This window comes from Oceanobacillus phoenicis (assembly GCF_047238145.1).
Classification (GTDB): domain Bacteria; phylum Bacillota; class Bacilli; order Bacillales; family Amphibacillaceae; genus Oceanobacillus.
Genome location: NZ_JBDFME010000002.1, coordinates 177,868 through 191,742 on the forward strand (window position 1 = coordinate 177,868; position 13,875 = coordinate 191,742).

Sequence of the window (13,875 nt, forward strand, 5' to 3'; positions counted from 1 at the left end):
ATTTATTACTATTAATAATTAATAATTAAAAAAGCTGGAGATATCTCCAGCTAATTTAAATAATCCTCATATAATGAAATTTCTATAGTTTTTATTTCTAAATCCAATATTTCTTTAAGCATTTGTTGAAGTACATCTTTGTATTGATTATTAATCCATTCTAAAGCAAAACTATTAGCAACATAAATTTTAAACAGTTGATGTTCCTGGTCTAAAATAAAGATTGAATCCCTAAACCATGTTTCATAAGATGGTTTTGAAAACTTTTTCTCTAAGTACTGCAGAAACATATACCGATATTCTTGCTCTTGAGTAGATAATTTTGCTAATATATATTCTTTCATTCTACCTTGTCTTTTTAAGACTTCTTCTTTGGATGATTGACTTTTTGACTTCATCAACTTAGAAGATCTCATTAAATCATTAATTAGATCTTCATTATCAATGGTTTCATCTAAAGTAACACCATTTGCATTAGCTAAAAATTTATCATGCTCTTTATGTAATGTTTCTGGCAGCTGTTCAATTAATTCTTGAGATAAGAGTGGAACATATCGTCTCACTTTGAAAAATGGACTAGCGTAACCATTATTGCGTTCTGTATCAATACGTTGGATTTTAGCAATAAATCCATATTTCTCTAGGATATCCATATTTTTATTGATCGTTGATTTACTTCCTTTTTTCATTTTTTCCTGAATAGTTTTCATATTAGGGTAACAGAAATCTTTACCTGAGAAACAATACCTTTTTAAATGTATATAAAGTAATACTGCATCAGCCCCCATTATTGCACTCCAAAAATCAAGTAAATAATTATGTACCAGAGTAAAGTCTTCAGAGGAAGTTCGAACATCTTGACCATAGTTATCAAGATTAATGTTTTTAACATCTTCAAAACTTAATTTCTGTTTTTCAAAAATGGGCTTTCTATTTGTTATAAGTTTTCCATTTCTCTTTGTTTCTATAATTTCATATTTACCTGTCGGTACAGTACGGAAGTGAATATATCTTTCTGCATTGTAGCTTTGATAGAAATCATATTCGTTCATTGTTTACATACCCCTTTCTACCCACTAATAAAAGCCATCACCCTAGGGAAGTAAAAGGATATAATTATTTTGACAATAAAATATTCTGTGTTAAACTAACAATAGAATATTAATAAAAAATCCTATCCTACCTCGGATTTCTATTTAATCTTGTACCAGCGGCCAAACTGAAGAGATTAAATAAAAAATTGGGTGGGTTTTTTTATGTTATTTTTTGTATTTATTGGTAATAAATGTTGATATTTCAATAATAACAAAGAAATTAATAGATTGCTATATTTAATATACCTGGCCACGAGAAAAAGCCCTAAACAAATAGACCACCGGTTATACGGGGGAAAATTCATTTAGGGTTGCTCCCTTTTATATTAAACTAGGTTAATTTTACCATAATAGGATAAAAATACAATGGTAACATTATGGTTAACTATAAGAACCTAGTTTGTATGCTAAGAAAATAGCATACTTTTTTATAACATCAATATATTATAAACGAGATTTAACAAACTAATTCCAACTGTCCAATCTCATTTTCTGGTTTTAAATTCCAACCTCTAACATCCTGTGTTTTATGCAAATGATCGTAAAGAGCATTGTAGGCTTTTACTCTATTTAATTGCCATTCCACATAATCAATACATTTATGGTCAATGCCAAGATTGATTAATGCCTTTCTAGGTGCTCCAATTCCTCCAAATAATTCAAGAATCTTTATCATTTAATCACCTTTTTTTCTGAAATCGTCTGTAAGATATTTTCCTCAAACCATTTTCTTATATGACTTCCTTCATGACTATAATAGCCTGCCCTTTCAAATGAACATTGTTTATTCAGTTCGTATAATTTCTGGTAAAGAGATTTAGCAATACCCTTTCCTCTCTCTTCATTCAAAACTTCTACAAAGTCTACATATAATTCATCTGTACTTAGAAGTGAATAATCAATATAGCCAATTATGCGTAGTTTTGGATCAGATTTATAAGCAACAAACAACGTAAATTTATTTTCCCCTCTGCCAATATAGTCGATATGCTGATTCTCAAAGTATAAGTTTTCCATATTCATCATTTTTATTTTCCCCTTTTAAATTAAAATAATAGGAGTTAGGCTGAACCTAACTCCTTGTCTCCTTTATAACTTTATAACAGACCTGATTTGCGAATTTGTTCAAACAATAAGTCAAAACAATCATTGATTCTATCTCTTTCCTCTTTGACAGGAAAGGCAATCGGATCATGTGTACCACATACCAAATAGTCATTTTTTCTGTGAGCGGCTGTCAACTTATCTTGAACATATGACTCGAAAGCACGCGCAGCCAATTCAACGTTACTACTCCAATACTTTCCTACATTATTACGATCAAGCTTAATTGCATTATTATAAAAACGAGTATTTTTAGTGGGAAAGGGTATTTCATCTAGCCTCTCACCAGTTTCCTCTTCATGAAGATAAGCAATAGCTAAAGCTATCCTTTTAAATTCACGTTCAAATTTTTTGATAGCCTTTTCTTTCTTTTTCTCTCTATCTTTATTGTTATGAATAGAAGTAATAAATAAAAGATGACTTTGTAATCTTCTATCAGATTCGATCTTTAATTCCTTCAAAGTTTCTTCAACGTTCTTATCATTAGAATTATAGGTGTCTCTTATACTATTATTAATTCTCCAGGTAGTATTTGGTGTATTCGTATTATTGATATATATAATACTGTTTCCTTCTTTTATAGAAGTCATTAATACTTTAAATACATCTACTATAGAAGGAATACTATTACCTACATCGTCAATAGAAGATAAATAGTTTATCATACCATTTTTGTGCTGGTGGGATATATTATTAAGCCAATGATCTAACCCATGAAACCATTCGTGTGCAGTCACTCCTAATGAACCGTGATCTCTAGTTAAATTTATTACTCTATTGATAGGTTCATAATGTGCCAATGCACTCCCACGTCCGCGACTTCCATAAGCCATGGCCAATGTACCATTAAAAGATATACTGTAATTATGGTTCATTTTAAGTATATCTCGTAAATCCAAAAATGCTTCAGAACTTCTAAAAAGGTGTCCTGTTGCAATATCGTCATTCGCCCAGTGACCAAACTCAACTCCTCTAAATCCAAATTTATCCATAAGTATTTCTGGATTTTTTACATCTGATATCTCTCCACCAATTCTATCTGCTCGTTCTGGAAACTCACGACTCCAAACAGGTTTATTTGATGATTTTTTTCTATTTACTTTTTTAGGTATTATTAAATCATCCCATGTTTTAACTTTTGCTAGGACGTTGTTCATGGTGGTATTAGCACTATTAGCATTTTTGAAGAAATTAGTAAATTTATCTCCTAAACAACTAAGACGAAGTTCCTTAGCTTTGTTTGATTTATCGATAACATCTATATAAAATGATTTATCTTTTTTAGCTTTTGCTAAAATCTCTTTGTTATTTTCATCAGAATTAATAATATTATTTGACTCTTGTACTCTTCTTTTTGCAAGAGAAGGATCAACATTCTCGTAGCGAAAATGTTCTCTCATTGAATATATCCAATTAATTAAATCATCTAATTCTAAAATTTCGTCTAATTCCTTTAGAATAAAGGTTGCAGCACGAAGGTAAGATTCTCTACCGTTTGAAGAATCTTCTTTCGGTACATTAATAATCCGTTGAATAAGTAGCTGTTTTATTCTAGCTATACCAGGTGCTGTTCCTTTATTTTGTTCATTTTCCAAAGAAAAAGTATTAAATAATAGTTTTTTAGTCACCAATTCAGCTGCGGTTACTACACTATAGTCTTCTATAGATTTTAAGTTTTTCAAGCTTTTGTTATCCTCAAAAGCTTTTATAAGAGCAAATTCATCTTTCCTTGCTCCCCCGATTTTTTCACCTACATCATATGAAACTTTTCGGTTAAATTGGGCATCTGTTCGAATATCTTTAGTAATATTATTTTCTTCTACTTCAAATAAATTAATTTGTACTGTCATTTTATATCTCCCTCTCTTTTTTCAAAAAAAGAGGTACTAAGCAAAAAGCCTAGAACCTCGTGTTTTTTATTTATTCACATTTTGGAATTCTGTTATATAAATTAATTCTAATGAAGAATCTTCAATAATGTTGCTGTTAAAGATAACCTCTAAAACATTTTTCTCAGATATATTTTCATTTCTTTTCAACAGATCATTAAATACAAAGGTTAAATATCTGTCTTTTTTGACTAAATTTCTCATAACCTTTTCATTAAATGTTGGCATATATGTTTCTTCACCTCTATACAAATTTTTTAATAGTACCATCTGGAAGGATTGCTTTTATAGATACAGAACGTTTTGTTCGTTCCGTCGAAGTAGTTTTCTTAGTACCATTATCTAGCAATTCTTCTTCACTGTCTTTTTCCGTTTCCACAATTTCCTGACCTTGAACAAGGTGATAAGTATCTCCATTCCCAAGCTCACCATTAATTACTCCACTTGCAAGTAATAAGGATAATTGCCCAGCGTTAGGAGGTAGTACAGGATCTCCACCTATAGTTAAAGTAGGAGTAGTTGCGCGATTTTTAAATATCTCAAATCCTTTTGAAGAAAGAATACCTTTGGAAAAATCGCTTTTATTCCTTAATCTAGAATAAAAGGTTTTTACTTCTGGTCGTCCTTCAGGGATAGTCCAAAACTTGTGACCAATCATTATATCTATTGGTGTAACATATTTTTGAACGAACTCTTCTGTTTCCATCGCAAGAAGAAAATCATATAATTTCTTTTCTTTTTTTCCGAATAGTTTCGACTTACCTTTTTTCTTCCTTCCAATAAAAACACATTGACGGAAATCATTGTAATCCTCTTTTGAAAAAGACATTATGCCACATTCTTCATAATGAGTTGCTAAATGTCTAGCAATTTTAGGATTAGCAAACTGATAAGAAGGGATAACAAAAGCTAAAATACCTCCACCTACTAAATATTTGGTATTACGGTGTAATTCAATATACTCTTTTCTTTCCACCTTTGAGTTATCAACTTTCATTGTGTCGTCATAAGGAGGATTAAGAAAAACAAACGGAAAAGAGTTATTACTAATTACCATTGCTTCAATAGGAGATTGAACAACTTTAGTTAACTCCTGTTCTGCAATAGCAGCACGTCCTTTGTCCAGTTCTACACCATAAGTTAATATGTTACTTTCTTCATTTTTCTTTGGAATTAAATTTAACAACTGATGAAGAATCTTACCTTCACCACAAGTTGGATCAAACCAAATACCATTACCTTCTGCTACGAACAACTTAGCTAAATATTCACCTTGTCTTTCAGGGGTTGCAAAAAATCCTGCACGTATTTTAGAACCTATATGTGCCATTTTAAATATCCTCTCCTACGCTGATTTCTTTTCAACTGAAATTTTATTGGTATCCTCTTCTAATATAGAAATTTCTAGATAGCGACATATTTCATCTTTAGAAATATCGTCAGTAATTCCTAATTCAAATAATTTTTCCTCTTGTATTTCATTTGTGTCGTAATACGTTTCAGTGTGAACAAAAAGCTCAAGATTATCGTCTTCTGCTATTATTTCTTGTAGCATTACAAAGAAATCCAGTTTATCTTCAAGCAATAACTCAACTTTTTCTCTCACATCTTCGCTTGAACCCACAAAAAGTTCGTCACCATTACTTAAAATTTTATAATTCATTACAAAACATCCTCCTAAAAAAGAAAAAAGGATTTTAGCCTTATAAAGATGGCTCAAAATCCTTTTTAAAATCCTCTAATTATTATTTTTTTACAGTTATTCACTGGTCAGAATGGTAAATCATCATCAGAAATATCAATTGGTTCACCATTATTTTTAAATTGGTCTTCTTGATCTTGGCTCTGATTAGATGCATATTGATTTTGATTCTGATTTCTATTTTGCTGATAACCACCAGATGAATCTTGTCCACCTTGAGAACCTTTTGTCTCTAGAAATTGAACACTATCGGCTACTATTTCAGTAACATAGACGGTTTTTCCGTCTTGACCTTCAAAGGTTCTCGTTTGAACACGGCCATCAACTCCAACCATACTTCCTTTTTTCATATAATTGGCTAGATTCTCAGCAGGTCGTCGCCAAACAACACAATTGATAAAGTCTGCTTCGCGATTTCCTTGCTGGTTTGAAAACGGTCTGTTTACTGCAATAGTAAAATTAGCTACAGCGACACCATTAGGTGTATATCTAAGCTCTGGGTCCTTTGTTAATCTTCCTACTAATACAACTCGGTTTAACATAATAAATTCCTCCTATAGATGTAAAAATAATAATCTTTAATTTAATGAGTTCAAGATAGACTTAAACCCTATTTCTTAATCCTCCAGTTCAAAAAAATAATTAAATGTTTTCTTTACTTTTTCTTTAAAACGCTCTGTTTTTGATGGCTTTAAATAAGATACCATTGTACCATCATCCATGACATGGAACGTTTTTCTTTTTGTTTTCCTGACTTCTACTAACTCTTTTCCTGTAGATAAATCATAAATTTTTGACACAACAAACATCCTCCTATTTTATAAAATATGTAATCCTTTCATTGATCCAATTACTCTACTAAAACACAAAAAGAGCCTTTGAGTTCATGAATAGACACACTTATAGTGTATTTCCATGAAGCCCAAAGGCTCGTTCGTTGTTTTAAAAATAACCAGTACACCTAAAAAGGTGTGCAAAAAAACTAAATAAAAAGATTACTCTCTTATTATAAAAGAATAAAAAGGAATAAGCAAATACTATTCCCTTTATTCTCTACATAATAAGTACAAAAATCAGTTAACATTTCTATTTTACTATTTTCCAAGCTATTGACTTAGCTGTACTAAAATGTTCTATCATTGATTTTTGAGTTTCTCCTTTATAGTCTACTCTATATCTCGTTTTTGTCTGGGGATAGTAATTGTATTCATTGATTGTTAAAATATCAGCAACCTTAGAATTTTGTGTATTATATACCATCCATTTTCCATCGTATTCTCTGATTAATTTAATCATATTTAATGCCTCCAAATTTATTATAAGTATTTTCGCAAATGTTGGAATTTCTTTGCGGTATTTTCTTCGTAAACATCCATGTCTTTTCTAGAACCCTCTTTAATTGAATTTATAGGGAAAGAATACATAAGTTCTAATTCATCCATGACTGAACAAGTTTTATCATCTTCATATTGAAAAAATTTAAAGATAAAACCAGTTGGTTGATGAACAACAATATCAAACATTTTTAAGTTATTATTTTTTATATTACTCATAAGAACATCCTCCATTTACTATATTTATTAAGCCTTCATTCTAGCGTCTCTTGCTAAAGACGCTTTTAATGAGCGTGATGAGAGCATTTGAATTTGTTTATGTTCATCTTCAATCTCCATTAACGTGAACTTCATTTCTTTATCTTCAGAGGTAACATCTTTTCTAAACTGAAAAACCTCGCCTTGTGTAATGGTCCCTTGTAGAATAAATTCATTAAGTTTATTCATATCGGGCTTTGTATAATTAATAAGAAAATCAATACCATATTCACCTTCGATTGAGTTAATATCATATCCTTCCTTTTTTAACGAAAGAGAGAGAGACCCAAAAGCATATTTGATTTTCTTTTTATCCTGGAGAACACCACAAGACATAATTTCTTGCTTAATAGATTCATAATGTTCTTCACAGCCTAAAACATCACGTTTTGCTGCATCAAATACATTTAATAACATGTCTAAATTAAGCTGTTCATATATTTCTAGTTCCTCTTCATTGAATGTATTATAATTTTTCCCATCTTTATTAAAGGATGGTTTTAAGCTATAAGATTTACGAGGTAACTCAAAATCTTTAATACGTTCATATACTTCCTCAGCCTTAAGTTCTTTATCTGGTAACATCTTTGCTACAGGAATAAGTAGACCAAGGTCGGCTAAGTAATCATTCAATCCGATATAATCCCACTTAAAATCACGGTTCATTGCAAATTTTGCAACTAATCCATAGCGTGAGAATTCATGGCGCTTTAACTCAGAATCTTTTAAATGATTTTTAACCTCATTAACTATTTTATCCTTTTTTAATTTAGCGAATTTTAAAGAACGATAACCACCACTTTTTATAAAAGTCTCCATTAATGTAACAGATTTTATATTATCCATACATGCACCCTCCATAATTTTAATCAATTATAACTAAACTGCTTTTTCATCTTCTTCTAAGAATGAAAAAAGATCGTGCTTGCTTGGTAACAATAAATCCATAGCAGCCTCGATCTTTTTTAATTCGTTATTTAGTTTTTTTAGCTTGCTTCTCCTCTGAAGTACAATTTTATCTTGTAATAAAATAATACTTATATCATCTTTAATGAAAATTCCCCTTGTATCTATCATTTGTAACGAAGGATGGGAAATCATTTCATTAAGGTGCTCCTTGCGGGTTTTAGTTAAAGATACTTCTGATTCTACACCAGATACTTTTAACTCATGAATCCAACCTAATGCTCCATCAAACAAATATAAAATGGTTGAGATAGGATAATTAGAATAGATCCGATAACCATTTAATCCATTTCTGTTTTGATGACGAAAAGGACTTATAATAAATTGCTTTTCATCTTCACCTTTCCAATAAACCTCATTACTTTTCAGATTAATTTTAAATCGGATAGAAGTAAGATTTTCAAATAGTAATTTAGGCTTGATATTGGTAAAAACGGTAATGTTAAAAAATTGTCCTCCTCTTTTTTCATTTTGAACAGAAAATACTGACATAACAAAACATCCTCCTTGTTTTTATTAGCGAAAATCGTAAACTTTTTTACTTTAAAACACAAAAAAACCTTTAGAATTTACGAAAAGAACATACTGATAGCATGTTTTCATAAAACCCAAAGGTTTCGAATGTTTTTAAGTAACCGAACCGCCTAAAAAGGCTGTCAAAAAATTAAAATAAAAAGTTCACATTACTATTCTAGCAAATCTAAACATTGTATTCAATTATTATTATATATTTGATTTTATATTTGTAGGATCTATATCATAAAGTTCCTTTCCTTCTAGCTTTGAAAATTTTAAATACTCTTCTTTTGTTAATTCCAAGTTAATTTCTAGTCTTGTTTTTTGTTCCAATTCTTTTCTTTTTGCATTAGGAATTTCATTTAAAGATAATTCTTCAGAATAACTTTCTAATGTGGAATAAGTTGTTTTTTTATAACCATCTTCAATACTAATTTTATCGCAAGTTAGACAAACCATATCAACGAAAGTATTTGGATCAATAATAAATTTATTGCGTTCATAATAATATTTAATTTGTTCAGGCGTGTTCATAAATAATATACTCCTCTTTACAAGTTTATTTTTATTATCATAAACTATTAATCTTTAATTTTTTGTAGGATTTCAATAAAAATATAAAAATATAATATTTATTTGTGCGTACATATAAATAATATAACCTAAAATATTAATTTTAACACCTGAAAATAAAATATTTACTAACTTATATAATCGTCTAAAAATAATATATAAACCGGAACATCTAACGATTCGCTAATCAGATTAATGTTCAATATAGATATATTTATTTTTCCTCTTTCTACCTCACTGATATAAGTTTGTCTTAATCCTGTAAGTTTGGCCAAATTTATTTGTGTTAATCCTTTTTGTAGTCTGTAATACCTTATGTTTTTTCCAACCTTTTGTTTTATATCATAATCTATTACATTCATATCATTTTTTAAGACCACCTTTAGAATTTAAGAGTTATATAGATATAATTATTCATTCTTATAAAAATATTGTAGTTCTTTATTCCTGTTTAAACAATATAAAATTTATATAATTTAAAAATCTTCTATCTAAACTAGTAGATAGAAGATTTTACTAATTGGTTTTATGCAGTTTATAAAAATCATAAACATCGTCTACAATTCTTATTGTAACAATATCTTCTTTGATTACACCATTAGTCCACTCAGCTTTAAAAGTGAAATGCACATCTGTTTCTGATTTTAATTTATTATTTGGATCTGCCATGAATTCCTCATAAATTTCCCCCTTATAACTAATAATTCCATCTGTACTTGAACTTTCAGTTAGTACTTCGGTTATTTCAACAGGGTCATTATTTACATCTGTTCCTCTAAATGTTACGTCTACATTAGAAATAGGATAATTAGTAACTGATGAAGATAATATGAATCTTTCCCCAGAGAAGAAAACATTTTCTGGGTTATCTAGAAGTTCATGAATTTCCCGCCACCTTTCGGTATGCTCTACAGTCCCTTCTATAACTAATGGAATAACATTAATTTCTTTTTCTATAGAATCCTTAGCACCGTATTCGTCTGTGACTTCAAGATGAACAGTGTATGTTCCTGGTTTGGATTGTGGATTATAAGGGTCTGATAAATCATGAATCGTGACATCCCAACTATTAAATTCTTCAACTACACCATCAGGGTCTGTTATTTTCCATATAGCATTCATATCATGGCCTTCTGGGTCAGTAGAAATGTTAACTAATTCTAAAGGATCGCCTTCATATAATGGATCTGGATATTCGAAATCGACATTAGGTGCTTGGTTTATTTTATATAGACCTTCATAAGTTGTTATAGTGTTCCCTACATTATCTATTGCTTGAACATGTAAGTTCCATTCTCCAAAATTCGATTGATTTACTACATAATTTGAACTACTTGTCCAATCTGACCAGTCACTGTCTTTTGGCTTTGTAGTAGATTTAGTCCAGGCATATCTAGATTTATCATAACCAGAGTCATCGTCTTTAAATTTCAATCTAACATCTACTTCCGAATGATGCCATTCTCTCTCGAGAAAATTGACTTTGTCATCCTTATCTCTAAAGGAAACGACAGGTGCATTGTCATCTATACGAATATTAAGGTTAGTATCACCATAATTATAAGAATCACTTGACGTAGTCTTATTATCAACATTGTCTTGGTAATAGTACATTACATTAAAAGATTTACCATGAGAATGAGGTAAAACTTTCCATTCAACTGTCCCATAAGAACTGTCTTCTTTTCTATTGGCAGACGTTATAGTGATACTATCATCAATAAAAGCGTCACCTGAAACATTTGCCATATAGTTTTTATCACCAGAATAATTATGTCGCATCCGTACGTCAATACCATCATTGTTATCTAACAATCTTAAATACTGATATTTATTCCCTGAGTCTGTATCCCTTTGCCTAAATGTAACAGTAACTTCATCTTCTGAGTTCATCCAATAATCATTACCTTTTTCATAGCTCGCTCCAGCTATACTATGCGATTGATGCTGTGGTTCTATTCCGTCCACCCTTAGATTCATACCTGTACTACTATAACCAATGCTATTGTTAGCATTATCTGTATGCCAGTACATTACATTGTAGTTATGGCCATGTTCTCTAGCTGTAACATTCCAAGTTGCCTCTCTTGTACGTTGTGTAGAGCTTTGATAAGTTCTTTTAGCGGAGTTAATATCTATGGTATTATCTGTCCACCAGTAATCAAAACGCCCTTCATTATAATAATATCGTACTCTTGCATCTGCATCACCACTATCTAACCGTAAAACGGAACGGTTTAAGAACGAATCCTTATCGTATCCCCTGAGGCGAATATCTACATCATCATTAGGTTGAATCCAGTAGTCATTACCATCTTTATATCGGTGTTGCGTTATCCCATGCGATCTATGTTCTGGAGGTTGTTCATCAGGAACAAATTCTATTGTTGCCTGGTCACCACCGAACATCCAGTAAGCAGAAGATGCGTATTTAGTTTCTCCTCTGTCATTACTATGGATACTTCTAACACCATAAAATACAGTGGTACTTCCTTCTTCTGATTTAAGCATTGAATATGGCCTACCCACTTGAAAGTGTCGATTATCTCCTAGTTCATTTCTAACAGACTCTGCAGTTTGAGATCTATAACTTCGTCTTAATACTCCTTCATTGTTCATGATTAAACTATTAGCATTTAACCCACTAGATAGCGAGATTTCTCCGCCTTCATAAGATAACTCTTCAAAATTAAAAGGAACTCGCATTTCATCATAAATTATTCGATTATTTACTTTTTTAACAATGTATAAACGCCATTTTGCTTGACTTGTTATATCAGGAAATAGCTCTTCTATTGGAATAAATGCTTGAAAATCTACATTGTTATATCGCATATTACATTCATCAGCTAATTTATTTCTAGCGCTATCCGGACATTCATTGTATACCCCACTACCTTGATTATTATATTCAAGGTCTTCTGTAGCTGATAGGCTTTTCCGTTTTTGAGTTGAATAGATTTTTGTTTCATTTCCTCCAACTTTTTGTGCTACAATGTAGGTCTCATTATTTGCGTAAGTGTGTTTTGCATGCCCATGAAGAACTGACCAACCCTCAAAATTAATATATGCTCTAGTCCCTTCTCCAAAGTTTCTATTAACCACTCTATAACCACCGTCTATTCCTTTATGGGAATAGACATCATATAGAAGTCTTTTTCCTGTGCTGTTGGTATACTGTTTACCACCTTTTATATTATCCCATTTATTACGCACATCAGAAGGAACATCATATGGTCCAGACGCTGCCTGAACAATTGGTACATCAACACAGTAAAGGATTAATAAAGAGAATACCGAAAACAATAAAATTCGGTATTTACTCATATTATTCCCCCTTTCTTTTCTTATAAATAAGTATGGAAGTTAAAATAACTGTAATTGAAACAGTTAACCCTATAACAATCCAAATCCATAGATTTGGAGAAGATTCAGATTCATTAACTTCTGTATTAGAAATTTCCTTACCTTCTGTAGAGGAATGTATAGAACCAGCTGTTTTTATCTGTTTTTCTTCCGTTTTTTCTTTTTTTATTTTTTCTTCATTATTGGAATCAGATTCCTTTGATTTTTCAACGCTTTCATTGGTATCATTTGAGGAATCTTTGACTTGCTTAGATGCAGCGGTAGTAGTTTCCTTGTTTTCTTTTTTCTCGTTTGTATTAATAGAATCTGTGTCTTTATTTTTTACAGTAGTATCTTTATTGTTATGTGATACATTATTTTTATCTTTTGGTGATGAACTATTAGTATTAGTTGATGATTTACTACCATTATTAGAGTTCTTTTCTTTTACATTCGATTCAGTATTTGAGTTTTTATTCTTTTCATTTGAGTTAGAATCATCTTTATCTTGCGTTTTTTGTTCATCATCTGGTGCAGGATCTACTGGCTTTTTATCTTCGTTATTTTCTTTTGGAGGTGTACCCTCTATAACTTTAACAGTCAAGTTTGACTCGCCATAAGGCACTTTGGGTGTTCCAATTAAAACCTCTTGTCCATTAGATACGGGTCCGATGTAAGAACCATATAAAATAGGTCCGTCTAAGTAATAACCTTCAACCAGTCCTTTACAAGGCCCCGTAGCTTGTGAGCGATTAGAGAAAGTATTTTTGCTCTTGTCAATTGTTATGCTACATTTGCCAGGTTCCAAGTTTTCTTCTGCTAATACGTTGTAAGTATTTGTTATGCAAAGTATTAATACTAAACTGATAGTAAATAAGTTTTTTTTCATATTAATCCCCTCTTAATTTAAGTTAGTATATAAAATAGTGATTATTATGTATTTAATTATACCTCCACTAAATGTGTAATGCAATAAAGCTAAAAAAAGCCAATTATTAAGTTATACCATTAGTGATTATATAAAATACACAAAACGTGTAACAGGAAGAGGCGATGATATTTTTTAACCTAAATTACTATCAGATGTATATTCG

16 protein-coding genes and 1 pseudogene are annotated in these 13,875 nt (G+C 30.7%); all 17 read right to left on the bottom strand.

All coding sequences use genetic code 11. From position 1 onward, the window contains the following. Nucleotides 1-50 precede the first annotated feature (50 nt). The 17 genes and pseudogenes from ABC346_RS20705 to ABC346_RS20785 all read right to left on the bottom strand — a co-directional run bounded on the left by ABC346_RS20705 (nucleotide 51) and on the right by ABC346_RS20785 (nucleotide 13,670). A complete protein-coding gene (locus ABC346_RS20705) occupies nucleotides 51-1,052 on the bottom strand; it encodes a DnaA N-terminal domain-containing protein (RefSeq protein ID WP_413236660.1) in 1,002 nt (333 codons plus the stop codon). A gap of 532 nt (nucleotides 1,053-1,584) precedes the next feature. Next, a pseudogene (locus ABC346_RS20710) lies at nucleotides 1,585-1,770 on the bottom strand (DNA (cytosine-5-)-methyltransferase); the annotation flags it as partial. Then, nucleotides 1,767-2,120 (bottom strand): GNAT family N-acetyltransferase, encoded by a 354-nt coding sequence (locus tag ABC346_RS20715; RefSeq protein WP_317958502.1) that lies wholly within the window; start codon nucleotides 2,118-2,120, stop codon nucleotides 1,767-1,769. The gene ABC346_RS20715 and the pseudogene ABC346_RS20710, both read right to left, overlap by 4 nt. 71 nt (nucleotides 2,121-2,191) lie before the next feature. After that, complete coding sequence (locus tag ABC346_RS20720; RefSeq protein WP_413236661.1) at nucleotides 2,192-4,048, bottom strand: LPD1 domain-containing protein; 1,857 nt, start codon at nucleotides 4,046-4,048, stop codon at nucleotides 2,192-2,194. Between the two features lie 66 nt (nucleotides 4,049-4,114). After that, on the bottom strand, nucleotides 4,115-4,315 hold the full coding sequence (locus tag ABC346_RS20725) for a hypothetical protein (protein ID WP_317958504.1): 201 nt from the start codon (nucleotides 4,313-4,315) through the stop codon (nucleotides 4,115-4,117). Nucleotides 4,316-4,331: 16 nt separating this feature from the next. Next, nucleotides 4,332-5,417, bottom strand: a complete 1,086-nt coding sequence (locus tag ABC346_RS20730) for a DUF6094 domain-containing protein (RefSeq protein ID WP_317958505.1) — start codon at nucleotides 5,415-5,417, stop codon at nucleotides 4,332-4,334. A gap of 15 nt (nucleotides 5,418-5,432) precedes the next feature. Then, entirely contained in the window at nucleotides 5,433-5,750 is a 318-nt protein-coding gene (locus ABC346_RS20735; RefSeq protein WP_317958506.1) for a hypothetical protein, read from the bottom strand. A gap of 107 nt (nucleotides 5,751-5,857) precedes the next feature. Beyond that, nucleotides 5,858-6,331: a single-stranded DNA-binding protein gene (gene ssb, locus ABC346_RS20740; RefSeq protein ID WP_317958507.1), complete on the bottom strand. Its 474-nt coding sequence runs from the start codon at nucleotides 6,329-6,331 to the stop codon at nucleotides 5,858-5,860. A 75-nt stretch (nucleotides 6,332-6,406) separates the two neighbouring features. Then, on the bottom strand, nucleotides 6,407-6,589 hold the full coding sequence (locus ABC346_RS20745) for a hypothetical protein (protein WP_317958508.1): 183 nt from the start codon (nucleotides 6,587-6,589) through the stop codon (nucleotides 6,407-6,409). Nucleotides 6,590-6,875: 286 nt separating this feature from the next. After that, the gene (locus ABC346_RS20750) at nucleotides 6,876-7,085 is read right to left on the bottom strand and encodes a hypothetical protein (RefSeq protein ID WP_317958509.1); all 210 of its coding nucleotides are present in this window, start codon (nucleotides 7,083-7,085) and stop codon (nucleotides 6,876-6,878) included. A 20-nt stretch (nucleotides 7,086-7,105) separates the two neighbouring features. Then, nucleotides 7,106-7,342 carry a hypothetical protein gene (locus tag ABC346_RS20755; protein WP_317958510.1) on the bottom strand — a complete coding sequence of 79 codons (237 nt, stop codon included), beginning with the start codon at nucleotides 7,340-7,342 and terminating at the stop codon, nucleotides 7,106-7,108. A 27-nt stretch (nucleotides 7,343-7,369) separates the two neighbouring features. Continuing rightward, a complete protein-coding gene (locus ABC346_RS20760; RefSeq protein WP_413236662.1) occupies nucleotides 7,370-8,227 on the bottom strand; it encodes a hypothetical protein in 858 nt (285 codons plus the stop codon). A 33-nt stretch (nucleotides 8,228-8,260) separates the two neighbouring features. Beyond that, entirely contained in the window at nucleotides 8,261-8,839 is a 579-nt protein-coding gene (locus ABC346_RS20765) for a hypothetical protein (protein ID WP_317958512.1), read from the bottom strand. Nucleotides 8,840-9,070: 231 nt separating this feature from the next. Next, a complete protein-coding gene (locus tag ABC346_RS20770; protein ID WP_317958513.1) occupies nucleotides 9,071-9,397 on the bottom strand; it encodes a hypothetical protein in 327 nt (108 codons plus the stop codon). A 167-nt stretch (nucleotides 9,398-9,564) separates the two neighbouring features. After that, nucleotides 9,565-9,798, bottom strand: coding sequence for a helix-turn-helix domain-containing protein (locus tag ABC346_RS20775; protein WP_397351697.1), 234 nt, complete (start codon nucleotides 9,796-9,798; stop codon nucleotides 9,565-9,567). Between the two features lie 154 nt (nucleotides 9,799-9,952). Then, on the bottom strand, nucleotides 9,953-12,763 hold the full coding sequence (locus tag ABC346_RS20780; protein ID WP_413236663.1) for a hypothetical protein: 2,811 nt from the start codon (nucleotides 12,761-12,763) through the stop codon (nucleotides 9,953-9,955). Nucleotide 12,764: 1 nt separating this feature from the next. Further along, on the bottom strand, nucleotides 12,765-13,670 hold the full coding sequence (locus ABC346_RS20785) for a hypothetical protein (protein WP_413236664.1): 906 nt from the start codon (nucleotides 13,668-13,670) through the stop codon (nucleotides 12,765-12,767). Nucleotides 13,671-13,875 lie beyond the last annotated feature (205 nt).